This is a genomic window from Actinoplanes regularis (assembly GCF_900188005.1).
GTDB lineage: Bacteria > Actinomycetota > Actinomycetes > Mycobacteriales > Micromonosporaceae > Actinoplanes > Actinoplanes regularis.
This window is the reverse complement of sequence record NZ_FZNR01000011.1, coordinates 59,399-83,738: the sequence shown is the minus strand read 5'-3', so window position 1 is coordinate 83,738 and position 24,340 is coordinate 59,399. Positions and strand designations below refer to the sequence as shown.

Annotated in this window: 22 protein-coding genes; 9 read left to right on the top strand and 13 right to left on the bottom strand. The window is 70.8% G+C overall.

All coding sequences use genetic code 11. The features are described from left to right. Position 1: 1 nt before the first annotated feature. Complete coding sequence (locus CHC09_RS26615) at positions 2-832, top strand: SWIM zinc finger family protein (protein ID WP_089295941.1); 831 nt, start codon at positions 2-4, stop codon at positions 830-832. A gap of 452 nt (positions 833-1,284) precedes the next feature. Then, the gene (locus tag CHC09_RS26610) at positions 1,285-2,241 is read left to right on the top strand and encodes an aldo/keto reductase (protein WP_239138623.1); all 957 of its coding nucleotides are present in this window, start codon (positions 1,285-1,287) and stop codon (positions 2,239-2,241) included. Between the two features lie 141 nt (positions 2,242-2,382). Here the strand turns inward: CHC09_RS26610 and CHC09_RS26605 are convergent, their stop codons facing one another. The 3 genes from CHC09_RS26605 to CHC09_RS26595 all read right to left on the bottom strand — a co-directional run bounded on the left by CHC09_RS26605 (position 2,383) and on the right by CHC09_RS26595 (position 5,330). Further along, positions 2,383-3,234 (bottom strand): menaquinone biosynthetic enzyme MqnA/MqnD family protein, encoded by an 852-nt coding sequence (locus tag CHC09_RS26605; protein WP_089295940.1) that lies wholly within the window; start codon positions 3,232-3,234, stop codon positions 2,383-2,385. A 235-nt stretch (positions 3,235-3,469) separates the two neighbouring features. Then, entirely contained in the window at positions 3,470-4,675 is a 1,206-nt protein-coding gene (locus CHC09_RS26600; RefSeq protein ID WP_089295939.1) for an MFS transporter, read from the bottom strand. Positions 4,676-4,748: 73 nt separating this feature from the next. Continuing rightward, positions 4,749-5,330, bottom strand: coding sequence for an ArsR/SmtB family transcription factor (locus tag CHC09_RS26595; RefSeq protein ID WP_089295938.1), 582 nt, complete (start codon positions 5,328-5,330; stop codon positions 4,749-4,751). Positions 5,331-5,518: 188 nt separating this feature from the next. Here CHC09_RS26595 and CHC09_RS26590 point away from each other — a divergent pair, with 188 nt between their 5' ends. Next, the gene (locus tag CHC09_RS26590; RefSeq protein ID WP_089295937.1) at positions 5,519-7,525 is read left to right on the top strand and encodes a HelD family protein; all 2,007 of its coding nucleotides are present in this window, start codon (positions 5,519-5,521) and stop codon (positions 7,523-7,525) included. Next, positions 7,525-8,391, top strand: coding sequence for an LLM class flavin-dependent oxidoreductase (locus CHC09_RS26585; protein WP_089295936.1), 867 nt, complete (start codon positions 7,525-7,527; stop codon positions 8,389-8,391). Before CHC09_RS26590 ends, CHC09_RS26585 begins: the two co-directional genes overlap by 1 nt. On the opposite strand, the gene CHC09_RS26580 is transcribed toward CHC09_RS26585, so the two are convergent. Next, entirely contained in the window at positions 8,372-9,940 is a 1,569-nt protein-coding gene (locus CHC09_RS26580; protein ID WP_089295935.1) for a hypothetical protein, read from the bottom strand. The two genes, CHC09_RS26585 and CHC09_RS26580, sit on opposite strands and share 20 nt — an antisense overlap. A 99-nt stretch (positions 9,941-10,039) precedes the next feature. Continuing rightward, entirely contained in the window at positions 10,040-10,465 is a 426-nt protein-coding gene (locus CHC09_RS26575) for a GNAT family N-acetyltransferase (RefSeq protein ID WP_089295934.1), read from the bottom strand. A gap of 85 nt (positions 10,466-10,550) precedes the next feature. Here CHC09_RS26575 and CHC09_RS26570 point away from each other — a divergent pair, with 85 nt between their 5' ends. Continuing rightward, a complete protein-coding gene (locus CHC09_RS26570) occupies positions 10,551-11,312 on the top strand; it encodes a VOC family protein (protein ID WP_089295933.1) in 762 nt (253 codons plus the stop codon). Between the two features lie 44 nt (positions 11,313-11,356). Here CHC09_RS26570 and fliQ read toward each other — a convergent pair whose 3' ends face one another. The 7 genes from fliQ to mqnE all read right to left on the bottom strand — a co-directional run bounded on the left by fliQ (position 11,357) and on the right by mqnE (position 16,689). Continuing rightward, positions 11,357-11,626: a flagellar biosynthesis protein FliQ gene (gene fliQ, locus CHC09_RS26565; RefSeq protein WP_089295932.1), complete on the bottom strand. Its 270-nt coding sequence runs from the start codon at positions 11,624-11,626 to the stop codon at positions 11,357-11,359. 120 nt (positions 11,627-11,746) lie between these two features. Beyond that, complete coding sequence (locus CHC09_RS26560; RefSeq protein WP_089295931.1) at positions 11,747-12,565, bottom strand: ABC transporter ATP-binding protein; 819 nt, start codon at positions 12,563-12,565, stop codon at positions 11,747-11,749. Next, the gene (locus tag CHC09_RS26555) at positions 12,562-13,605 is read right to left on the bottom strand and encodes a FecCD family ABC transporter permease (RefSeq protein WP_089295930.1); all 1,044 of its coding nucleotides are present in this window, start codon (positions 13,603-13,605) and stop codon (positions 12,562-12,564) included. The genes CHC09_RS26560 and CHC09_RS26555 overlap by 4 nt, the downstream gene beginning before the upstream one ends. Next, positions 13,602-14,519, bottom strand: a complete 918-nt coding sequence (locus CHC09_RS26550) for an ABC transporter substrate-binding protein (protein WP_089295929.1) — start codon at positions 14,517-14,519, stop codon at positions 13,602-13,604. Before CHC09_RS26550 ends, CHC09_RS26555 begins: the two co-directional genes overlap by 4 nt. 97 nt (positions 14,520-14,616) lie before the next feature. Next, positions 14,617-15,060, bottom strand: coding sequence for a DUF4229 domain-containing protein (locus tag CHC09_RS48730; RefSeq protein WP_089295928.1), 444 nt, complete (start codon positions 15,058-15,060; stop codon positions 14,617-14,619). Positions 15,061-15,072: 12 nt separating this feature from the next. Then, on the bottom strand, positions 15,073-15,498 hold the full coding sequence (locus CHC09_RS26540; protein ID WP_089295927.1) for a hypothetical protein: 426 nt from the start codon (positions 15,496-15,498) through the stop codon (positions 15,073-15,075). Positions 15,499-15,519: 21 nt separating this feature from the next. Further along, positions 15,520-16,689: an aminofutalosine synthase MqnE gene (gene mqnE / locus CHC09_RS26535; RefSeq protein WP_089295926.1), complete on the bottom strand. Its 1,170-nt coding sequence runs from the start codon at positions 16,687-16,689 to the stop codon at positions 15,520-15,522. A 296-nt stretch (positions 16,690-16,985) separates the two neighbouring features. Between mqnE and CHC09_RS26530 the strand changes: the two genes are divergently transcribed. From CHC09_RS26530 to CHC09_RS26510, 4 genes are all read left to right on the top strand, one after another. Continuing rightward, a complete protein-coding gene (locus CHC09_RS26530) occupies positions 16,986-18,536 on the top strand; it encodes a C40 family peptidase (RefSeq protein WP_239138624.1) in 1,551 nt (516 codons plus the stop codon). Between the two features lie 181 nt (positions 18,537-18,717). Continuing rightward, on the top strand, positions 18,718-20,061 hold the full coding sequence (locus CHC09_RS45440; protein ID WP_143232567.1) for a hypothetical protein: 1,344 nt from the start codon (positions 18,718-18,720) through the stop codon (positions 20,059-20,061). 273 nt (positions 20,062-20,334) lie between these two features. Further along, the gene (locus CHC09_RS26515; RefSeq protein WP_089295923.1) at positions 20,335-22,113 is read left to right on the top strand and encodes a DEAD/DEAH box helicase; all 1,779 of its coding nucleotides are present in this window, start codon (positions 20,335-20,337) and stop codon (positions 22,111-22,113) included. A 294-nt stretch (positions 22,114-22,407) separates the two neighbouring features. Beyond that, positions 22,408-23,061 carry a putative glycolipid-binding domain-containing protein gene (locus CHC09_RS26510; protein ID WP_089295922.1) on the top strand — a complete coding sequence of 218 codons (654 nt, stop codon included), beginning with the start codon at positions 22,408-22,410 and terminating at the stop codon, positions 23,059-23,061. Here the strand turns inward: CHC09_RS26510 and CHC09_RS26505 are convergent. Further along, on the bottom strand, positions 23,036-24,322 hold the full coding sequence (locus CHC09_RS26505) for a hypothetical protein (protein ID WP_089295921.1): 1,287 nt from the start codon (positions 24,320-24,322) through the stop codon (positions 23,036-23,038). The two genes, CHC09_RS26510 and CHC09_RS26505, sit on opposite strands and share 26 nt — an antisense overlap. Positions 24,323-24,340: the final 18 nt, after the last annotated feature.

Genomic DNA, 24,340 nt, shown 5'->3' with positions numbered 1-24,340 from the left:
GATGCCAGTCGACAAGTCGGGCCGCTTTTACGAGGCCGCGCGTCCCATCGGGGTCGACGGCGGGCTCGCCGTTCGATCAAAACGGGGCAAAATCGGTGAGCAGTGGTGGTCGCGGCGCTTCGTCGACGTGCTGGAGGGGATCTGCGATCCGGGGCGGCTCGCCCGCGGGCGGACCTACGCCCGCAAGGGCCAGGTCATCGACTTCACGTTGAGCCCGGGGCAGATGGTGGCCCGGGTGCAGGGCTCGCGGCCGACGCCCTACCGGGTGACGATCCGTATCGCCGCCTTCGATGACGCGCAGTGGACGGAGATCACCGAGGCGCTCGGTTCGCAGGCGCTTTACCGGGCCGCGCTGCTGGCCGGCGAGATGCCGCGCGAGATTGTCGACCTGTTCAGCGATCTCGGCCTGCCCCTCTTCCCGGAAGAGCTGAACATCGACTGCTCCTGCCCCGACTGGGGCGTCCCCTGCAAGCACGGCTCCGCCGCGCTGTACGTGCTGGCCGAAGCGTTCGACGACGATCCGTTCCTGGTCCTGGCCTGGCGCGGCCGAGCCCGCGAACCCTTGCTGGACGCTCTTCGCGGCACCGCCGACCCTGGGGAGGTCATCGACCCGCTCGCGGTGAACGAGGAGCCCCTGGCCGACCGCCTGGTCGACTACTACTCCCCCGCGATCAGCCTCGGCCGCCTCCGTGAGCGCCCTGCTCGCGGCGGCACGCCCCCTGAGCTGCTGCTACGCGCCCTGGACCCACCACCGGTCAAGGTCCGCCACATCCCGCTAATCGACCTGTTGCGCCCGATCTACCGCGACTTGGCAGCCCCACCAGAGGAGTAAACCCAAAGCAGGAGCCGGGACGAGCCCCGAGCTGGGTGAGCCCCGAGCTGGGTGTGCCCCGGACCGAGACGAGTCCGGAGCTGAGTGCGCCTCGGACCGAGACCAGTCCGGAGCTGAGTGCGCCTCGGACCGACACCAACCCCGGGCGCCGAAACGATCCCTGGGCCAGAACGAGCCCGGGCCAGGGTGTGTCCGGGCTGAGGTGAATCGGGAGGCCGGGGTGAACCTGACGCCGGAACGGGGTGGGCTCACGCCAGGGCCGCGCCCATCGTGGACCGATCGTGGGCGAGTCCACGATGGACGCGGCGGCTTGGACGATACCCGGCTTGAGGCGATTTCGCCTCTCGAAGAGTACCCAAAGGCATGCGAGGAGTAACAGCCCGTATCAATAGACGACAGGCGATATGCGAGTCCCCGGGAACCCGGCGCGCACGCGGGACTACGTTTGGCTCATGACTGAGATGAGGTACCGACGACTCGGCGAATCCGGCCTCGTCGTCTCCGTGGTCGGCATCGGGTGCAACAACTTCGGCCGGAAGCTCGACGCGGACGGCACCCGCGAGGTCGTCGACGCGGCGCTCGACGCCGGCATCACGCTGTTCGACACCGCGGACATTTATGGCACCCCGCACGGCAGCTCGGAGGAGTTGCTCGGCGCGGCGCTCAAGGGGCGCCGTGACGACGTCGTGCTGGCCACCAAGTTCGGCATGAACATGGAAGGGCTGAACGGGCGGGACTTCGGCGCCCGCGGCTCCCGGCGCTACATCACCCGCGCGGTCGAGGCCTCCCTACGCCGGCTGGAAACCGACTACATCGACCTCTACCAGCTCCATGAGCCTGACCCGGCCACCCCGATCGAGGAGACCCTGAGCGCGCTGGACGACCTCGTCCGCTCCGGCAAGGTGCGCTACCTGGGCAACTCGAACTTCTCCGGCTGGCAGATCGCGGACGCCGACTGGACCGCCCGAGCCGCGAACCTCACCTCGTTCATCAGCGCGCAGAACCGGTACAGCCTGCTGCACCGGGACGTGGAGATCGAGGTCGTCCCGGCCTGCGAGCACTACGGGCTGGGCCTGCTGCCGTTCTTCCCGCTCGACTCCGGTCTGCTCTCCGGCAAGTATCGCCGCGGCGAGAAGCCGACCGCCGGCACCCGGCTGTCCCAGGAGCGGTACGGGCCCTGGCTGGACCACGCGGACTGGGACACCATCGAGGCGCTGACCGCGTTCGGCACCGAACGGGGACACAGCCTGCTCGATGTGGCGATCGCCGGCCTCGCGGCTCGCCCTGCGGTGGCCAGCGTGATCGCCGGCGCGACCACCCCCGAACAGGTCCAGGCCAACGCCGCGGCCGCGACCTGGAGCCTGAGCGCCGCCGACCTGGCCGCACTCGACGGCATCCTCAGCGCCTGACCGAGGCGACAAACCCGGATCACTTCGATCCGGATCACACCACCCGAACGCCGGCCCGAACGACAGAGCCCGGGCCGCTTCGGGCTGGCGTCACCACCGCTGGGCCCAGCCGCCAGAGGCGGGCTGAGCCCGGTGGTGGCGTCAGACCTCGGCGAAGAGCAAGCCTTCGCCCGGCAGGTGCGGCACCTCGCCACGGTTCGCCGCGCGCCGGGCGAACTCCCGCACCCCCTGCTGCTGACGCTCGCCGAGCGAGAAGTCGAGCGCCCGGAAGTAGTTCGCGAGCGTCGCCGCGTCGAACGGCTCCCAGCGCGCCGCCGCCTCGGCCACCGCGTCCAGTTCGCCCAGGCACAGCTCCTTGGAGCGCTGGAACGCCTCGTGCACGTCCTTGACCCGCCCCGGGTGAGCGGCCGCGTAGTCCTTACGGACCGCCCAGACGGCGAAGACCATCGGCAGGCCGGTCCACTCGCGCCAGGCATCCGCCAGGTCGATCACCTGGAGGCCGAGGGCGGGCGCCTCGTAGAGCGCGCGCAGCGCCGGGTCGCCGATCAGCGCCGCGGCGTCGGCCTCGCGCAGCATCAGCGAGAGGTCGGGCGGGCAGCTGAAGTAGGTGGGCTCGACGCCGTACCGCTCGGAGAGCAGCATCTGCGCCAACAGGACACCGGTCCGCGAAGTGGAGCCCAACGCCACCGGCCTGCGGTCGAGCTCGGCCGGAGGCCGGGTCGACACCAGGTTGACCGAGAGCACCGGGCCGTCGCTGCCGACCGCCAGGTCGGGCAGCAGAAGCAGCTGGTCGGCGTGCTTCAGGTACTCGACCAGCGTGATCGGGCCGATGTCCAGGTCACCGGCGACGAGAGCGGCGCTGAGGCGGTCGGGGGTGTCCTTGTGCAGATCGACGTCGAGCAATGCACCCGAACGCATCAGCCCCCAGTAGATCGGGAGGCAGTTGAGAAACTGAATGTGCCCGACCCTGGGCCGACTGACGCTGTCGCTCATGCAGCGACGTTAGCCCCCGATCCGTTGTCGCCCGCGCCGCGAGCGACGTCATGGTGGCCAACATCGCACGAAAAGCTTGCGGAAGACTTCCCTCGCCAGGCAAATGACTTCAAACCCCCCATTTCCGCAGTACGACCTATCGAGCCCCGTGGCAAGGCTCGAGCCAAGCCCCGTGACTGGCTCGCGCGAGGCCCGCGCGCCCCCGGGCCACTGCCGCGCGTCACCAGCCGGGCCCCTATACAAAAGACTCCTGCGGAAGGCTCTCGGACCGGGATTCCGAACGGCGCACCAGCGGAACACACGCGAGCGCGGCAAGCAGCCCAGCGGCTCCGGTGCCGGCGACCAGCACGCGCGGATCGACCTGCTCGATCAACGGCCCGGCCATCAGGTAACCGAGCAGGCCGGCACCCTGAACGACCGCGGTGACCGTCGCGAAGGCGCGGCCGTGCGCCTCGGACGGCACCCGGGTACCGACGATGACGGTGATGCAGATGTTCAGGGCGCCGTTGCAGGCCCCGCCGAAGATCCAGAGCGGGATCAGCCAGCCGGCGGCACCGACCGTCGCGCCGGCGAGGATCGCGGCGCAGGCGCCGGCCAGCACCGCCAGCACCACCCTGATCGTGAGCCGGTGCTGGGGAATCCGCCCGAAGAACGGGGTGACCAGGACGGACCCGACCGTCCACGCGGCGGCGACGAGACCGAACATGGTGGCCGGGGCCCCGAGCGTCTCCCGCAGGAAGAACACGTCGAACACGTTGACCGCGCCGACCCCGGCGACGACGGCGGCGATCGCCACGGTCATCACCGTCAACGACCGGTCGGCGCGCAGCCGGAACGGAACGGGGTCCGCGGCAGCCGCGGTGGCCGCGCCGTGCCGCCGGGTGCGGATCAGCAGCGCCATGCCGACCAGGGCGAGATAGCTGACCGCGTCGAGCAGCAGCGGGACGCGCGGGCCGGTCTGCCCGACCAGGAAGCCGGCGAGTGCCGGGGCGACCAGCATGCCCACCTGCGATGCGGTGAGGCTGATGCCGCCGGCTTTGGCCAGGTCCTCGCGGGCCACCATCCGCGGCAGCAGCGCCTGCATGGTCGGCTGGGTGATCGCGAGTCCGGCGGCGAGCAGCGCGACCAGCGCGATGATCACGACCGGGTGGGTGACGTAGGCAAGGACCCCGCAGACCACGGCCTGCCCGAGGCCGACGGAGACGAGCAGCGTTCGGCTGTCGGCCCGGTCGGCCAGCCGCCCGGTGAAGGGGGTGAGCAGCGCCAGCGGCAGGGCGGCCGCCAGCATCAGCCCGGAGACGGCCAGCCCACCGTGCCCGGTCTGCTGCAGGACCAGGGCGAGCGTGGTCGCCGCGAGGAAGTCGCCGCAGACGGAGATCGCCCGCCCGCCGGCCACCAGGTACACGTCCGTCCAGCGCGATTCGACAGATGTGAAAGACATACTTCGAAAGTAATCCTTCACATCTGCTGAAGGCAAGGCCGCGCCGCCAAACCGTCAGGAACGCGGTGGGCCGCTACTCCGCCGGGAACGCGAGGTACTGAACGACCACCCGCCGGGCCCCGACCGGCGGATCATCCTGCCGCTCCCGCACCCGATACGGCTCCATCAACGCCCGGATCTTCTCGTTGACCTCGCCGAGCTCCTCGGCGGTGAGCAGCAGATGCTGCCCCATCATGGAGCTGGCCTCCCGCCACTGCACCGGCTCGCCGTGCTGCCGATCCAGCCACTCATAGACCCGCTCGCGATCCCGGTTCAGGTAGAGATCGATCAGCGCCCGCTCGGCGGCCACCGCCTCCGGCTGGTCGGTGTCGCTGTCGATCCACAGGCTGCTGCCGGTGCTCCGCCACCGCCGCTCGCGCCCGTCCCCCTGGCTCGGCGCCTGCTCCACCAGGCCGTACTTGGCCAACTCCCGCAGGTGATAGCTGGTCGCACTGGGCGAGAGCCCGACCGACCCGGCCATCTCGGTCGCGGTCACGCTCGCCCCGTTGACGTTGAGCTGCTCCACGATCTCGATCCGAGCCGGATGGGCCAGCGCCCGCAACGCGCGCGCATCCGTCACCCGCACGTTCGTCCGCTCCGGTTCTTGCTCAGCCATGGCTCCATTCTCACCACCACGAAAGCCGCCAGAAAATCGGTGGACACCGGCCGGAGGGGGCGTAACGTGGAGGGCCGCTCGACGGCCGTGGTGAACAAGCACCGCAGCGGACGTCCCCGCGCCGGCGGCGGCCGACCCGCCTTCCGGATACGCGAGCGCAGCCCTGAGCAGCCTGCCGAGGATGAGCCGTGCCCGTCAGTGACCTGGACACCGAACTCTCCACCGAACGAACCCACCTCACCGAGTCCCGGGCCGCTCTGCGCCGCATGCGCGGGCGGGCCGAGGCCCTCTTCTCCACCGGTGACAAGGTCGCCGGCGACGCCTACACCGCCGAGCAGCTGGGCCGGCACATGGCCCGCCGGGTGAAGGAACTCGCCGACGACCCGGACACCCCGCTCTTCTTCGGCCGCCTCGACATCGAGGAGAACGCCTACCACGTCGGCCGGCGGCACGTCACCGACGACGCCGGCGAGCCGATGGTGCTCGACTGGCGGGCGCCGCTGTCCCGCTCGTTCTATCGCGCCAGCGTCCGCGATCCACAGGGCGTTTCCACCCGCCGCCGGTTCGGCTTCGTCAAAGGGGAGCTGACCAGCTTCGAGGACGAGCACCTGGATCGCGGCGAGGAGCTCGGCACCAGCAGCCGGATCCTGACCGCGGAGATCGAGCGGCCGCGCGTCGGACCGATGCGGGACATCGTCGCGACCATTCAGCCGGAACAGGACGAGCTGGTCCGGGCAGAGCTGAGCGACTCGATCTGCGTGCAGGGCGCGCCCGGCACCGGAAAGACCGCGGTCGGGCTGCACCGCGCGGCGTTCCTGCTCTACCTGCACCGCGAGCGGCTGCGCCGGTCCGGGGTGCTGATCGTCGGCCCGAACACGGCGTTCCTCTCGTACATCTCGGCGGTCCTGCCCACCCTGGGCGAGGTCGAGGTGCAGCAGTCCACGCTGGACGAGTTGATCGGGCGGGCCCCGGTCAAGGCGGTCGATCCGCCGCCGGCCGCGGCCGTCAAGCATGACGTGCGGATGGCCGAGGTGCTCCGCAAGGTGCTCTGGAGCCGCCTGGCCAAACCCAGCGAGCCGATCATGGTGCCGGACGGTTCGTACCGGTGGCGGATCGATCTCGAGCCGCTGCGCCGGACCGTCGACGAGGCCCGCCGCGAGGGGCTGCCGTATTCGGTCGGCCGCGAGCGTGTCCGGGCCCGGGTGGTCGGCCTGCTCCAGCGCCAGTCGGAGTACCGCAGCGGCAACTCACCGAGCGAGTCCTGGCTTCGCAAGATGAGCAAGATCGGCCCGGTCACCGGCTTCCTGGACGCCTGCTGGCCGGCCGTCACCCCGGAGTCCCTGGTCGCGGAGCTGCTGACCGATCCGTCGGTGGCCGGTGACCTGCTCACCGAGCAGGAGCAGGAGGCGATCCGCTGGGTCAAGCCGCCCAAGGCGGTGAAGTCAGCGAAGTGGACGGCGGCCGACCTGGTGCTGCTCGACGAGGCCGCCGGGCTGCTGGAGCGGGAGAACAGTTTCGGTCACGTGGTCGTCGATGAGGCCCAGGACCTGTCGCCCATGCAGGCCCGGGCGATCGCCCGGCGCAGCGAGCACGGCTCGATCACGCTGCTCGGCGATCTCGCTCAGGGCACCGCGCCCTGGGCCGCGACGGACTGGCGCGAGATCCTCGGCCACCTCGGCAAGCCGGACGCCCCGGTGGTGCCGCTGACCGTCGGTTTCCGCGTACCGGAAGCGGTGGTGGCCCTGGCCAACCGCCTCCTGCCGGCGCTCGGCGTCAATGTGCCGGAGGCGGTGTCGCTGCGCCGCGACGGCGACCTCGCCGTCATCCCCGTCGCCGAGCCCGCCGACCTGGACGCCCGCACCCTCGCCGAGGTCACCGCGGCGCTGGCGCACGAGGGCTCGGTCGCGGTGATCGCGGCGGACGCCGCGGTGGACCGGCTGCGTGGGCATCTCACGGCCGCCGGGATCGAGCACGCGACGCCCGACGACGTCGAGAGCGAGGCGCGGGTCATGGTCGTGCCGGCCACGCTCGTCAAGGGTTTGGAGTACGACCACGTCATCGTCCACGAGCCCGCCGACATCGTGGCCGCCGAGCTTCGCGGGCTCAACCGCCTCTATGTGGTGCTCACCCGGGCGGTCACCCGGCTCTCCGTGCTGCACGCCCGGCCGCTTCCTGAACCGATTAAGATCGACTGATGTCTCGCATCGGAGTGATGTTCGACCGCGATCTGTCCCCCGAAGACCTGCCGGCCTTCGCCGCCGCCGTGGAAGAGGCCGGCGCCGACGACCTCTGGGTGGTCGAGGACCTGGGCTGGGCGGGCTCGATCAGCTCGGTCGCGCTGGCCCTGGCCGCCACCTCGAGGATCCGGATCGGCATCGGCATCACCCCGGCCCCGCTGCGCAGCCCGGCCCTGCTCGCCATGGAGCTGGCCGTGCTCGCCCGGGTCCATCCGGGCCGGGTGGTGGCCGGCCTCGGGCACGGCGTGGCCGAGTGGATGCGCCAGGTCGGCGTGGAGCCGAAGTCGAAGCTGGCGATGCTGGAGGAGACGATCCTCGCGGTGCGGGGGCTGCTCCAGGGCGAGATGGTCACGCTCGACGGCCGCGAGGTGCGGATCGACGGCGTCCGGCTGGTGCACCCGCCCGCGGTCGTCCCGCCGATCGTCACCGGCGTGGTGCGGCCGCGCTCGCTGGAGCTCTCCGGCCGGGTCGCGGACGGCACGATAATCGCCGAGGGCAACGGCCCCGAGCAGCTCGGTGACGCGCTGACACACATCCGCCGGGGTGGCGCGACCGACGCGCACGAGCTGATCGTCTTTACATTCCTGCACGTCAACGACGATCTGAAGAACGCCGCGGAGGTGACCGGGACGACGGTCGCGGGCCAGGCGGGCTGGTTGGGCGTACCGCCGGAGGAGGTGTTCTCGCTGATCGGCCCGGTCGCCGAGGTGCCCGGCAAGGTCGCGGCGCTGACCGCGGCCGGTGCCAGGACGATCGTGCTGCGCCCGCTCGGCCCCGACCCGGTCCCCCAGGTCAAGGCGGCGCTCAGCGCCCTCGGGCGCTGACCTGCTCGATCAACCGGATCATCTCGGCCCTCGGTAGCGACGGGTTGCCCGCCGCCGACTCGGCGACCTGTGGATTCGGGTCGGCGAGCAGCTCGGCGACCCGGTCCGGCGACAGCGCCGGATGCGCGGCGGCGATCGGCCTGGCCCGCTCGCCGGTCTCGTCCGCGAGGCAGTGCTCCAGGGCCTCGGCGCAGGCGTTCGGATGCCGGGCGATCTCGCGGAGTGCCTTCGGCACCCGCGGTTGCTCGCGAGCGAGATCGAGGAGCAGGTCGCTGGGCGCTTCCGGATTGGCCGCGACATTGCTTTTCACGCGTACGCCGTGCACCGCCACCATCCCGGCCAGCAGCGACCCGCTCAGGCCGGGATGTCCGGCCACCGCGGCGACGACCTTCGCGTCCGGGTCGGCGGCCAGCCCGTCCCGCACGTCGGCGGGCAGGTCACGGCGGGTCGCGAGCAACATCCGTACCTCCGGGATATCGCTCGTCGCCAGCCGCCGGACCTCCTCGGCGGTCGCCGCGGCGATCCGTGGCAGCAACGCCGGACCGATCCTGGTCGTGGCGGCCAGTCGGTCCAGCACGTCGAGCGGCAGACCGGGGTTGTAGGCCAGCCGCCGCCGGACCTCGTGCGTCTGATCGTCGGCCAGCCGCCGCATCAGCTCGACCGGCAGCCCCGGGTTCTCGGCCAGGCTGTGCCGGACACCGGAGGTCGAGTCGCCGGCCAACCGCTCAGCCACCTCGGGCGGCAGATCGGGTCGTTCCGCGAGTCCCCAACGCAGCTCCTTCTCGGGCCGATCGGCGATCTTGGCCAGGGAAGATGTCGAGGTAGCCGGGTTATCCACAGCCAGGCACCGCAGCCTGTGGATAGCGGATTCGTGGCTGCCGTCGCAGGCATCGCCGGGCAACAGCGCGCAGTCCGGCAGGGCACAGTCGGAGCCGTGCACGAACGGGACCGGCCTCTGGTCGCAGACGCGGCAGACCTCGGGCGGCGGATCGTTGGCGATCAGGGCGGCCAGCAGCTCCGGTGGCGCGGCCCGGTTCGCCGCGACCATGATCCGAACGTCGGCGTGCCGGTGTCCGGCCAGGCGGGCGAGCAGCACCGGGTCGGTTACGTGCGCGGCAAGCTCGGCGACCACCTCCAGATCCGGGTCGGCGGCGAGCACCTCGCACACGTCCAGCGGCAGGCCGGGGCAGGCGGCCAGCTTCTGCCGGATCTCCGACCCCGGCTCGGCGGCGAGCCGCCTCGCCCATTCCGGCCGGCCACGACCCTCATCGAGCAGGGCCAATCGGGCGTACGTCGAATCGGGCGAGTCCGGCTCCTCGCCCAGTCCGAACGCCGCCTCCAGATCCTCCGCCGAAAGGCGACCGTCGTAGGCCAGCATGACGGCGGCACCCTTGCAGCGACCGACCAGCCTGCGGATCTGCTCGACGGTCAGATCGGATCGGCCGGCGAGAGTTTGCGCGAGGTCCTCGTCGGCCAGCCCGATCAGGCGGTCGACCAGAGCAGCCGGCAGGGCCGGATTACCGGCCAGCGCCACCAGGAGGTCATCCACGATCGAGCATCTTCGCCGTTCTAACGGCCGGCCGGAAGTCTTGTTCTGTTGCGGCTGGATCTCACTCTGTGGGCCGCCCGTGACGAGGCGGGCAAATCTTCAGGTCAGCGGCTTCACCCAGCGAGACCATTCGTTCTGTGGGTGGTAGCCGTGCGCGGCCCAGATGCCGTGGGCGCGCTCGTTGGCATCCAGCACCATGGCGTCCGCCCGCGTGCCGCCCAGGTTGCGGAGGCGCTGCTCGGCCGCGTTGATCAGGCGGCCACCGAGGCCGGCCCGCCGGCGGTCCGGCGCGACCGCGAGCCGGTAGAGATGACAGCGCCAGCCGTCCCAGCCGGCGATGATCGTGCCGACCACCCGACCGTCCTCAACGGCCAGGATCAGCGCCTCCGGGTCCCGGCGGACCAGCGCCTCGATCGCTGCCGGGGTGTCCACCGGGCGGCTGTCGTTCTCCGCCGCCGTCTGCCAGAACTCCAGGACATGGGCCAGATCGGACGGTTGCGCCACCCGCAAGATCGCATCTTCCACAGCCGATACCTTAAGTTCCGCCCGGTTCGGCTAGAAGCCTGACAGTTTCGTGCTGGCGCCGATGTCCGGATGCGACCATGCGGCTATGACCGTTCCAACACCCGGCGTGCCCAACTGGGTGGATCTGGCCACGTCCGACCTCGGCGGTGCGATCCGGTTCTACACGGAGTTGTTCGGCTGGACCGCCGAGGTTTCCGGTGACGACTTCGGCGGCTACACGACGTTCCTGCTCAACGGCCTGCCGGTGGCCGGAGCCGGGCCGCTGTACGGCGAGGGGCAGCCGACCACCTGGAGCACGTACATCGCGACCGACGACGCGGACCTGATCGCCGCGCGGGTGGCGGCGACGGGCGGGAAAGTGCTGGTGGCGCCGTTCGACGTGATGGATCAGGGGCGGATGGCGGCGTTCCTCGACCCGTCCGGGGCACCGTTCAGCGTCTGGGAGGGCGGGATGATGCGCGGCGCCGAGGTGTTCGACGTGCCCGGGGCGCTCACCTGGAACGAGTTGAACACCCGGGACGTGGACGGGGCGCTGAACTTCTACGGAGCGGTCTTCGGCTGGACGTTCCGGGAGACAGCGGTGGGCGGGCTGCCGTACCTGCTCTGCGACAACCTGTACCAGCCGGTCGCCGGCGTGCAGCCGATGATCGGCGCGGGCTGGACGGACGACGTCTCGCCGTACTGGCTGGTGTATTTCGCGGTCGGCGACTGTGATGTCGCGGCCGACCACACGTTCGCTCTGGGCGGCCGGATCCTGAGTCCGCCGACCACGATCGCGATCGGGCGGTACGCGGTGCTGGCCGACCCGCAGGGCGCGATATTCGCCGTCCTGGCCGGTCGGCGGTAAACGAAAAGGCCGCCCGGAGGGGCGGCCTCTTTCGCGGTCCGGCGTCAGCTGAGCAGCTTCGGCACGTGGTCGAAGAGCTGCACGGTGAACGTCATCATCTCGTGCAGCATCCAGTTGCCGCAGAGCAGCAGCATCACACCGATCCCGATCGCCTTCGGCACGAACGAGAGCGTCGCCTCCTGGATCTGGGTCACCGACTGGAACAACGAGATCGCGAACCCGATCGCCAGCGCGGTCAGCAGGATCGGCGCGGCCATCTTCGCCGCGATCGTCATCGCCTGCAGTCCCAGCTCAACCACCATCGTGTCCGTCATGCCCCTCAGTTCGGGCGATTCCCGGGGCCACGGAGTGCAGACCGGTCGCACCCAGGTTGCCGTTCGGTTCACCCGGCGGGATCCCTCACATGGCGGCCGCGGCTGCCGCGCGGCGCTCGATCAGGAGCGGACCGCGACGACCAGAGGGCCGTGACCGCCAGGGATCACCCGAACCTTGACCCGGTAGTGCTCGGCCAGGTTCGCCTCGGTGAGCACCTCGGTGGGGGTGCCGGCCGCGACCACCCGGCCACCGGAGAGCAGGACCATGCGGTCCGCGTACTCGCCCGCGGTGGAGAGGTCGTGCATGGTGGCGAGCACGGTGAGGCCGCGCTCGGCGCGCAGGTGATCGACCAGTTCGAGGACCTCCTGCTGGTGGCCGATGTCCAGGGCGCTGGTCGGCTCGTCGAGCAGCAGGATGCGCGCGCCCTGGGCCAGGGCCCGGGCGAGGAAGACCCGCTGCCGCTCGCCGCCGGAGAGCGTGTCCAGGCGCCGGCCGGCGAACGGGACCAGGTCGAGGGCGGTCAGCTCCTCGTCGACCGCCGCCAGGTCGGTGGCGGATTCCCGGCCGAGCGGCGGGATGTACGGCGTACGCCCGAGAAGGATGTAGTCAAAAACGGTCATCCCGACGGGTACGACCGGGTTCTGCACGACCACGGCGATCGCTTTGGCTCGTTCCCGGCGGTGCAGCCTGTCGAGCGGGTGGCCGTGCAGGTGGACCGAGCCTTGGAAGGGGAGCAGGCCGGCCACGGCGCGCAGGGCGGTGGACTTGCCGGCGCCGTTCGGGCCGATCACGGTGACCCATTCGCCCTCGGCCACGTCGAGGTCGACGCTGTCGACGATCAGGGCGCCATCGAGTCGTACCGTCAGATCGGCCACCGCGACAGCCACGCCGGCCCGGGCCGGGGTGGCTCCGGGACCCTGAGCCGGCTCGGAGCTCATGTCACCGCCGATCGGGTGGTGCGGAGCACCACGATGAAGAACGGGGCACCGAGGAACGCCGTGACCACGCCGATCGGAATCTCCGCCGCGCCGCCCACGACCCGGGCCAGCAGGTCGGTCAACGCCAGGAAAGCCGCGCCGAAGAGCAGCGACAGGGGAAGCAGTGACCGGTGACTCGGACCGGCCAGCAGGCGCAACGTGTGCGGCACGATGATGCCGACGAAGCCGATCAGGCCGGAGACCGAGACGGCCGCGGCGGTGCCCAGCGAAGCGGCGACGATCAGGATGTAGCGGCTGCGCTGCGGATGCAGGCCGAGGCTGGCCGCCTCCTCGTCGCCGACGGTGAGGACGTCCAGCTCGCGGCGCTGGGTGAGCATGATCGCGGCGGTCAGCACCGTGTACGGCAGTACCACCAGCACGTCGTGCCAACCGGCGGTGCCCAGGCGGCCGAGCAGCCAGGAGTACACCTCGCGCAGCGACTCGACGTGCCGTTGCAGCAGGAAGGTCTGCAGCGCGGAGAGGAACGCGGCGACCGCGACCCCGGCCAGGATCAGTGCGGCGGGTGACCGGTCACGGCCACCGGCGGCGCCCAGCACCCAGGTGAGGGCCACCGCGACCAGGGCGCCGACGAAAGCCGCCATCGGTACGCCGATCGGCAGACCCGCCGAGGCCTCCCCGGCCGGCCGCAGCACGATCACCGCGGTCACCCCGAGCCCGGCCCCGGCGGCCACGCCGAGCAGGTGCGGGTCGGCCAGCGGGTTGCGGAAGGCTCCCTGGTACGCGGCGCCGGCCAGGGCGAGCATCGCGCCGACCAGCAGACCGAGCACGACGCGGGGAAGTCGCAGCTCGGTGAGGATGGCGACCTCACGCTCGGAGAGGCCGCTCCGCAGGTGCACCCCCGGAATGAGGTTGAGCAGCTCGATCGCGACGTCGCCGGGCGGCATCGAGATCGAGCCGAAGGCGAGGCCGGCGGTGACCGCGACCAGCACGGCCAGCACACCGGCCACGAACCAGGCCGGGCGCAGCCCGGCCGGCCTCATGAAGCCTTGTTGACCGCGTCGGCGACGGCCTTGACCAGATCGACCGTACGCGGGCCCCAGCGCGACGCGATGTCGTCATCGAGCGCGTAGATCTGGGACTTCTGCACCGCGGTGACCGAGGACCAGCCCTTGCGCGCCTTGACCGTCTCGGCGGACTGCTGGCAGCACTTGGTGTCGGCCAGGAAGATCGTGTCGGGGTTCGCCTTGACCAGCGTCTCCACCGAGAGCTGCGGATATCCGCCCTTGCTGCCGTCCGCGTCCGCGGCGTCCGCCACGTTGGTCATCCCGAACAGGTTGAAGACGCCGCCGATGAACGTCTTCGAGGTGGCCGAGTACAGCGACGGGTCGAGCTCGTAGTAGTAGCTGAGCGGCTTGGTGCGCGCCGGGACCGCCTTGACGATCTGGTCGATCTCGGTCTTCATCTGCTCGTTGAGCTTGGTGCTCTCGGCGGTGTGCCCGGTCAGGGCACCCAGCTCGCCGATCTGCCGGTAGGTGTCGTCCAGGGTCGTGGCGGCCGGGGACAGCAGCACCGGGATCTTCAGCTTGCCCAGCTGGGCGACGATCTGGTCGGTGTCACCGGAGATCACGACCAGGTCGGGGTCCTTGGCTGCGATCGCCTCGGCGTTCGGCTTGAAGCCGGAGAGGTCGGTCTTGGGCGCGTCGGCCGGGTAGTCCGACTCGCTGTCGACGGCGGTGACCTGCGGGCCCGCGCCGATCGCGAAGAGCATCTCGGTGGCCGTCGGGCTCAGCGAGACGATCTTCTCGGGCCGGGCGGCAAGGGTGAGGGTGCCGACGGTGACGGGGTAGCCGGTCGCTGCCGCGCTCGGCGTCGTCGACGTCTCGTCGGTCTTCTCGCCGCAACCGGCGAGCAGCAGGAGGGCCGCCGTCGTGGCGGCGAAGAACACGCGTTTCATCAAGAGGTCCTCTTGTCGGTCAGATATCGGTGCTTATGCCGACAGGGCCGGTCACTGAAACGCTATCCCACGGTCAACCAGGTGTTCGCCCAGCCTCTCACTTACCGGCCTCGCTCTTCTTCTCGGCCTCCTGCTCGCCCGCGGCGGCGCCCTCGTCCTTCACGTCGGCCGGGGCCTCGCCCTTGACATCGGCGGCGGCCGCTTCCTTCACATCGGCGGCGGCCGCGTCCGTCACGTCGGCAGCGGCCTCGTTCTTCGCGTCGGCGGCGGCCACCCGGTCACCGGCTTCGGCGGCATCGTCGTCGCCGGCCAGGGCGGAGCGCAGCCGCGCCTTCTCCGCGGAGCGTCGCTGAGCCGCCGAGCCGAGTTGCTCGGCCATCTCGTCGCGCCACTTGCGCAGCAGGAAGAACGCGAAACCGGCCGAGGCCACGAACGCGATCATCGCCTTGACCAGGATGTTCAGCGGCGTCGGGAAGAGCGCGGCGAACACCACCACGAACAGGCCGAACCGGCCCAGCGTGTACTTGACGGCGGGACTCATGATCTCTCTCCCTCAGCCCGCGCGCTGACGCAGCCAGCGCAGGCCGTAGAACCAGACGAAGCAGTACACGACCGTACCGATGAGGGCGCCGGCACCGCCGCTCACCAGGACAGGAGTGTACGGCGCGACCAGGCCGGCGATCGTCAGCCCGGCGGCGACGCAGAACCCGATGCCGAGCACCGCCGCCAGCACCCGCTCCGCGCCGAACCCCTCGGCCCGGAACTGCTCGACGAAGAGCCACACCGGCAGGATCACGATCATCCAGCCGTTGGTCCGGCCGAACTCGGCCGTCCCGGTCAGCGCGAGGATGCCGTCCAGGACGAGCACCACCGCGATGCCCACCGCCAGGCCGGCGAACGCCGCTCCGAGCAGGTCACCGACGCTCGTGACCGGACCGCGGTCCGGCCGCAGCCCGCCTTTGCTCCGTTGCTGGGTCATCCGACAACCCTAGGCCGAGCCTCAGGCCCAGACCTGCTGCGGCTCGCTGCGCCGCTCGGCCAGGATGGGCGGCTGCTCGTACTCCCGAACGACGTCGTAGCGGGTGTCGCGCTCGACCGGCTGGAATCCCGCGTCCCAGATCAGGTGCAGCAGGTCGTCGCGGTGCATGGTGTTCGGCGTGCCGTAGGAGTCGGCGTCGTGCGTGATCTTGTACTCCACGACCGAGCCGTCCAGGTCGTCGGCGCCGAAGTTCAGCGAGAGCTGGGCGACCGACAGGCCGTGCATCACCCAGAAGCACTTGACGTGCGGCACGTTGTCGAACAGCAGCCGGGAGACGGCGAACGTCTTGAGCGACTCGGCGGGCGCGGCCATCGTCGTGCGCTCCTGGATCCGGTTACGGACCTTGCCATCCTGGGAGTCCACGAAGTCGTGCTGGTAGCGCAGCGGGATGAAGACCGCGAAGCCGCCGGTCTCGTCCTGCAGCTCACGCAGGCGAAGGACGTGGTCGACGCGGTGCCGCGGCTCCTCGATGTGGCCGTAGAGCATGGTGGCCGGCGTCTTCATGCCCTTCTGGTGGGCCAGCCGGTGGATCCGCGACCAGTCCTCCCAGTGGCAGGCGTGGTCGACGATGTGCTGCCGGACCTCCCAGTCGAAGATCTCGGCGCCGCCGCCGGTCAGCGACTCCAGCCCGGCGTCCATCAGCTCGTCGAGGATCTCGCTCGCGGAGAGTCCGCTGATCTTCTCGAACCACTGGACCTCGGTGGCGGTGAAGCACTTGAGCTTGACGCCGGGCAGCGCGGCCTTCAGCTCGCGCAGGACCTTGGGGTAGTAACGCCAGGGCAGGGTGGGGTGCAGGCCGTTGACGATGTGCAGCTCGGTGAGGTGCTCGTCCTCCATCTCCTTGGCCTTGCGGACGGCCTCGTCGATGCGCATCGTGTAGGCGTCCTTCTCCCCCGGCTTGCGCTGGAAGGAGCAGTACGCACAACTGGCGGAGCAGACGTTCGTCAGGTTGAGGTGCCGGTTGACGTTGAACATCACCCGGTCGCCGTTCAGCTCGGTGCGCTTGTGGTGCGCCAGCCGGCCGAGCCACGCGAGATCGTCGCTCGCGTAGAGCGCGATGCCGTCCTCACGGCTGAGCCGCTCACCCGCGTAGACCTTCGCCTCGAGGTCACGCTTCAGTCCGGCGTCCATGTGCGCCCCTTTCCTGTGCTCGCCGTCGAGACTACGTGCCGGCTATGACAGCGAACACGACGTGGGGCGCCGGGGTGTCCCAACCCACCCGCCGGCACTAGGTTGACCAGCTCGTACGATCCCAGGCGCCGACAGGTCGAGAAACTCTCAGCGTCCTTTCATCTTCTTTCGATCGACAGCGGTAGGCCGCCTGGGGTATGAACCTTTGGGAACGACTAGTGACGGTCTGATCGATCGTCCCGGACGGGGAGCTCATGTCGATGGCGTCACGACACGGACCGGCTACATCACGATCCGTGTATGCCCGACTGCGACCCCTCACCCTGTCGGCGGCGGTCGCAGCGGCTCTGGCCGCGCTCTTCCAGCCTGTCCCGGCGCTGGCGGCACCGCCCACCGGTCAGCCGGCGGCCGCGGGTGTGCCGGACTCCGGCTCGCGCCCCACCCAGCTCGGCGCCCTCGTGCTGCCCAACACCCCGGTCAACACGACCACCGTCAGCACGATCCCCGGCTCCGCGACCAACCCGGTGCTCCAGCAGATCGAGAAGGGCCGCATCGCGGTCGACGAGCTCGGCGACCAGCTGCTCATGCTGGAGGCCGACCGCGACCTCGCCCAGACCCAGGTCACCACCGCCCAGCAGAAGGTCACCGACGCGCAGGCCAACCTGCAGACGGCGCAGACCGACGCGGTGACCGCCGCCAGCCAGGCGATGCAGCAGGCCGCCGCGGTCCCGCCCGGCGCGCTCGACTCCGGTCTCCTCGGCCTCGACCAGCTCGCCCGCCTGGAGCGTGGTGAGCGGCCGACCGACGCCTCGGCGATCAACCACCTGGAGTCCGCGCAGATCGCCGCGCAGATCGCGCTCGACGAGCAGACCCTCACCGCCGACAAGTACACCGGCCTGGTCTCGCGATACGGCAAGCTGAACACCCAGCTCACGACGAAGCAGACCGCCCAGGCGAAGCTCGAGGCGGAGCACGCCGACGAGCTGGCCGCCGCCGAGGCCCTCGCGAACGCGGCCGACCAGGCCCTCGGCCAGCAGTACCTGAACGGTACGAACGGCCGCGGCGCCGACCCGAACGCGATCCTGGCGCTGCAGTTCGCGCTCGCCCAGCGCGGCGATCCGTATGTCTGGTCCGAGGAGGGCCCGGACGCGTACGACTGCTCCGGCCTGATGTACCGGGCGTACCGCTCGACCGGCGCGGGCTTCCCGCTGGCCCGCGTCTCCCGCGATCAGTACTGGCAGACCCGCAACAAGGCTGTCGACCGATACTCGCTGCTCCCCGGCGACCTGCTGTTCTGGAGCTACACCAACAGCTGGACCGGCATCCACCACGTCGCCATGTACGCCGGCGACGGCATGATGGTCGAGGCGCCGCGCACCGGCCTGAACGTGCGGCTCGTCCCGGTCCGGTGGGGCACGCTCTTCGGCGCCACCCGGGTGTACGGCGCGGTCCCGGGCGGCACCAACGACATCGATCTCGGCACCCCCGACTCCGAGGTGGAGCCGACCAAGACGCCGAAGCCGACCGTGACGAAGACGACCAAGCCGCCGGCATCGCCGTCACCGTCCAAGAGCACCAAGCCGAGCACTCCGACCACGCCGCCCAGCACACAGCCGAGCACACCGACCTCGACGGCGCCGACGACCCCGAGCAATACCCCGGACCCGACGGCCACGAGCAAGTCGCCGGACCCGGTGGAGACCACCTCGGAGACTCCCACCGGCGGTTCGACCTCGACTTCGACCTCGAGTTCGGCGACCGTGACCGACTCCGCCTCGGAGACGGCCACGACGTCGAAGTCGTCCGTGGCCTCCGCCTCGTCCACGGCCTCGTCCGATGGCAACTGACCTCTAGTCTGGAAATCGGGCGGGACGGAATAGGGAACGATCCGAACCGGTCATCAGCCCCTCGGCCCTTTCGTCGAAGGGCTGATCGGCTCGATGTCGGGTGTGCTCCTACCGCCTGATGTGGCACGGTTAGGTCAGCACCGACGTCCAGACCCGTCGGCAGCGGCGGTCGGGAGGATCCATGGACGAGCAGCAGGCGACCAGGGACGGCGATAGTTCCACGTCGCCGGCCGTCCGGCCGCCCGCGGACGACGCCGAGGGTTACTCGCCACCCCCACCTCCCGCACCGGGAGCGTTGTGGGCCGGGTCCGACCCGCAGCCGGCGAAGGTCTCCGCCTCCGTCTCCCCCGCGCCGGTGCCGGTTTCTCCGGGCGGCGGCGTGGCGCGGGCCAGTGTGCCGGCGCCGACGAGCGGTGCCGAGCGGAAGTCGTCGACCGTCTACGGCACCGCGTCCGAGCCGAAGGCCGGCGAGCCGACCCCGGAGCCGGCCGACCCGAAGCCCGCCGACCCGAAACCGGCCGACCCGAAGCCGGCCGAGCCCTCGGAGCCGAAACCCGACGAACCGAAGCCTGACGAACCGAAGCCGGACGAGCCGAAACCGGACGAACCGAAGCCTGCGGAACCGAGGCCCGGCGAGCCGAAGCCGAAGAAGCCCGAGCCGGTACCTCCGGGGCCGATCAAGCCCGCACCGGGGCCGATCCCGGGGCCTCAGCCCGGGCCGTTCCCCACGCCGACGCCCCCGCCGCGTCCGGTCCCCGCGCCTCCCGGCCCCCTGCCGGATCCGTACCCGCCGAGCCCCATTCCCCCTGGTCCCGGTCCCTCACCGGTGCCGCCGATGCCGGCACCGAGCCCGGTGTTCCCGCCACCCCCGGTGATCGGGAACGGTCTGCCTTCGTACACGATGCCGCCGGAGAGCGGCGGCCCGACGGGAGTCCTTCCGCCCATGTCCTACGGCACCCCCGGCTTTCCACCAGCACCGGGAGACTCCGACATGACCCAGCCGGTCCGCATCACGGCCGCCGGGAACGTCGACCTGACCGCGCCGCTGACAATCGCGAACGACGCCAGCAGCGACCGGACGATGCCGATCGATCTGACGGACGGCAGTGACCTGACCATGCCGGTCAACCTCGCCGCGCCCGGCGCCGGTGACGTGACGATCGCGGTGAACCTCGCGACCGCGACGAACATCGACGCGACCATGCCGGTGAACGTCGTGCCGACGCAGCCGGGGCCAACGTCCCCGCAGCGCGGCTCGGGCGGCCAGCTCTACGGCAGCACCGGCGGCTACCCGGCGATCGACATGACCATGCCGGTGAATGACCCGGTGGAGAACTCCGGCTCACTCACCGGGCACATCCTGGCCCAGGGTTGGCACGACGCGCCGGTGGACGAGCGGCGCGGCAACCTCAAAGTGGTGCTGGCCATGCTGGTCGTTCTCGGACTGCTGGTCACGGTGAGCCTGGTCTTCGTTCTGACCGTCGGCAGCAGCTTCACCGACATGCTCAAGGGCGTCTCGGGCTGACCAGGGACCGGGCGGCCACGGCCCCGCGTCGTTGCCGCTCGGCCGAGAGTGCCCTAAGCTGGCGAGGTTGTGCGCTGAGGTGAGCCTGCCCACTACCCGACGGGAATGCGGTCGGTGGACCCGGCGTTCACCCGTACACTTATCGCAGTTATTGAAGCGGCGCGCCCACCCGGTGCGCGCCATGGGCGTTCTTGCGGGCATTTCAGCGGGCGGTTTCAACATCACCTCCGCGGCGGGCCATTCGCGAGCATGCGCCCCCGTAGAGAGGTTCTCTTGACCACTTTCGCTGACCCCAGCACGTTCCCGTCCGTTTTCGACAACACCGTCGCCGATGAGACCCCCGTGACCGAAACCCCGGCGGCCGAGACCACCGTCGTGACGGACACCGCGGCAGCGGAGACCCCCGCGGTTGAGACCGCCGCGGTTGAGACCGCCGCCGCGCCGGTTCCCACCTTCGCCGCTCTGGGCCTGCCGTCCGAGATCGTGCGCGTCCTCAACCGTGAGGGCATCACCACCCCGTTCGAGATCCAGGCCGCGACCCTTCCGGACGCCCTGGCCGGACGCGACGTTCTGGGCCGTGGCCAGACCGGTTCGGGCAAGACGCTCGCCTTCGGCCTGCCGGTCCTCGCGCGCATCGCTCAGGGTGGCAAGGCCCGCCCGCACTACCCCAAGGCGCTGATCCTGGTGCCGACCCGTGAGCTGGCGATGCAGGTCGCCGACTCGCTGATGCCGGTCGGCCGCGCGGTCGGTGTCTTCCTGAAGACCGCCGTCGGCGGTGTTCCGTACGACCGGCAGATGGACGCCCTGCGCCGCGGCGTCGAGGTCATCGTGGCCACCCCGGGCCGGCTCGCCGACCTGATCGAGCGGGGCGCCTGCCGCCTCGACGACGTCGAGATCACCGTGCTCGACGAGGCCGACCAGATGGCCGACATGGGCTTCCTGCCCGAGGTCACCGACCTGCTCGCGAAGACCCCGGAGAACGCGCAGCGCCTGCTCTTCTCGGCCACTCTGGACGGTGACGTCGACGCGCTGGTCAAGCGCTTCATGCACGACCCGGTGACCCACTCCACCGCGCCGGCCGAGGCCAGCGTGTCCACGATGGATCACCACCTGCTGCTGATCCCGCCGGCCGACAAGTTCCCGATCACCTCGTGGATCGCCAACCGGGCCGGTAAGACCATCGTCTTCGCCCGCACCCAGATGGGCGTGGACCGGCTGGCCGAGCAGCTCGCGGCGGTCGGTGTGCGGGCCGGCGCGCTGCACGGCGGCAAGACCCAGCGGGTGCGCACCCGGACCCTGGCCGAGTTCAAGGAAGGCCGGACGAACGTCCTGGTCGCCACGGACGTGGCCGCCCGTGGCATCCACGTCGACGGGGTCTCCCTGGTCATGCACGTGGACCCGCCCAAGGACCCGAAGGACTACCTGCACCGGGCCGGGCGTACGGCGCGGGCCGGCGAGTCCGGCGCGGTCGTCACCCTGGTGCTGCCGAAGCAGCGCCGCACCACCCAGGCGATGATGGCCAAGGCGGGCGTGGCGCCGGCCGAGGTCCGGGTCCGGGTCGGCGACGAGAAGCTCGCGGAGATCACCGGCGCCCAGGAGCCGAGCGGCGTGCCGGTGGTCGAGGAGCCGGAGCCGCGCCGTGAGCGGTCCGGTGGTGGCCGTGGCCGCTTCGGCGACCGGCCGCGGTACGGCGACCGGCCGCAGCGTTCCTACGGCGACCGGAACGAGCGCTTCGGCGACCGGTCGGACCGGGGTGGGTACCGTGGTGACCGGCCGGCGGGTGAGCGGAGTTTCGACCGCCCGAACCGCGAGCGTGGAACCTTCGAGAACCGCACGAGCGAGCGCCCCAGTGAGCGCACGGGTGAGCGCACGGGTGAGCCGGCCGGCCGCGGGTTCGGTGACCGGCCGCGGGGCGAGCGCCACTTCGGCGACCGTCCGGTCCGCAGCGGTGACCGGCCGTCCGGTGGACAGCGCCGGGACGGGCAGCGCACCGAGCGCCGTGAGGGCCCGGGTGGACGCTTCAACTCGTCCCGCCCGGCTCGTAGCTACTGACGATTGATCGAAGACCCCGGTTCGCTGCCGCGAGCCGGGGTCTTCGGCGTTTCCGCGGTGGGGACCTCCCGGCTTTCGCCGGTGGTTTTCCACAGGCACGTCCACAGGATGACCGCCCGGCGGGCGGGGCTTGGCTCTGCCTGTGGTGGGGGCGCGTAGGTCGTACTGAGGGAAAAATGAACGTGCCGGGAGCCGCGGTAGCGGCCCGGACCGAGGCCCGCGTCGCGCGGAAGACCGGTGATCGCGGATCGAAACCCGCGTCACCGCGGCGGCAAACCCGAGTAGCTTGCCGGTATGGGCGTTCTTTCCGCGGGGTTGTTCTGGGAACGCCGGGATGTCGCCGGTAGTGAGTATGTGCGCCTGGACATACGGAACGGGCTGTATGCCCAGGGCACCACGCTGGCGGCCAAGCCCGTGGGTCACGTGTGCCGATATGAGATCCAGACGGATCCGGGCTGGACGACCGCGCGGCTGGACGTGCGAACCGAGGGCGCCGGCTGGGCTCGCGGGGTCCGGCTGGAACTGGCCGCCGGGCGCTGGCGGGCGACCACCTCCGAGCAGGGTGACCTGGACGCGGCGCTGGTGGCGGCCGGACACGCCCGGGCCGGGCTGCCCGGCATCGAGGACCCGGACCTGCTCTACGGGGCGTTCGACGTGGACCTCAGCGGGTCGCCGCTGACCAATACGCTGCCGATCCGCCGCCTGGGGCTGCTGAACAGCGAGACCGGCCTGTCACACCGGCTGAGCGTGGCGTGGGTCCTGGTCCCGAGCCTGGAGGTGATCCAGGCGGACCAGATCTACACGCCGCTGGGTGACAACCGGATCCGGTATGCGAGCGAGACCTTCGCCGCTGACCTGACGGTCGACGCCGAGGGCCTCGTGCTCGATTACCCGGGCCTCGCCCGGCGGATCGATCCGGATCTCAGACCCGCTTCCGAATCCAGCTGAGGCAGTCCCGGTCGACGGTGGCGAACGGCTTGCCGTACGCGCTCCGCGAAGCCTCGTCCGGCTTCTTCGCCTGGCGCAGCACCATGTCGGTGAACCTCATCAGCTTGCGTTCGCCGAACTTGTCGGCCATGCACGCCGTCGCGTAATGCCCCATCGCGTAGAGCGTGTTGACCGTCAGATCGTCCGCCTTCGCCGTGAGGGACGGCACGGCGATGCTCTTGGGCACGCCACGCCTGCGGAACGTCTCGGCCAGCACGTCGTGGTTGCCGGTCTCCTGCGGCTTGCGCGGCAGCGCGCCGATGTACTCGGCGATGCCCTCGACCAGCCACTGATCGTCGCCGGTCTCCCAGTGCCCGCTGGCCAGGGTCACCACGTGCGCGAGCTCGTGCTTGACGGTGACGGCCAGTTGGCGCAGGTCGCCGGCGGACTTGGCGCGCAGGATGACGTCGCCGCCGGTGGCGTTCAACGGGATCTCGTATCCGATGATCCAGTCCTCGTCGACGCCGCCGTACCAGTCCTTCCAGCCCCTCTCGTCGGCGACGTAGACGCGGTAGCGGCGCTGTGGGTTCCTGATGTAACCCGCGTACTTGTCGACCGCCTTGGCGGCCTTCTCGGCCAGTGCGAGCACCTGCTTGAGGCGCTTCGCCTGGCTGCTCGGGCCGGCCACGATCACGCGCTTGCCCTTGAGCACGGTGAGCGCCCGGTTGTCCCACGGGGCCGGCTGCAGGTAGTTGTCGTCGGCGGCGCCCTTGTCGGTCATCGCGGTGATCCGGTACGCACCGTTGACCCGCTTGACCGTCACCCGGTACGCGGCCTGCGGCGGCCCTTCGACCCACGAGCTCCGTCGCCAGCTGGGGCAGCTGACGCCACTGAGGCAGTAGGCGAGTGCGGCGTCGGCCACCACGGTGTCGCCGGAGCTCGCCTCCGGCTGCTTCTCGGCGTGGAACTCGGCGTGGCTGATCTCGAGCGCGCGCAGGTTTCGATAGATGATCTTGTAGCGGGCGGTCATCTTCCTGTTCGCCGGGTCGAGCGGGGCGAGCCAGCCCTTCTCGTCACCGCTCGTCAACGCCGCGGCCTGGGCCTCCAGCAGTTGCAGGGTCTGCTCGAACGGCGTGAGCGGGCGGCTCGGTTTCGGGGTGGCGGTGTCCACGCCCGGCTCGTTCCGGGCCGGCCAGAAGACCACGGCACCGCCGGCCGCGACGAGCAGAAGCGCTACGAAGGCGGCGAGCAGCAGGACTTTCCGGGATCGCTCCGGCGGCATCGCGCCTGGTTCGGGTGC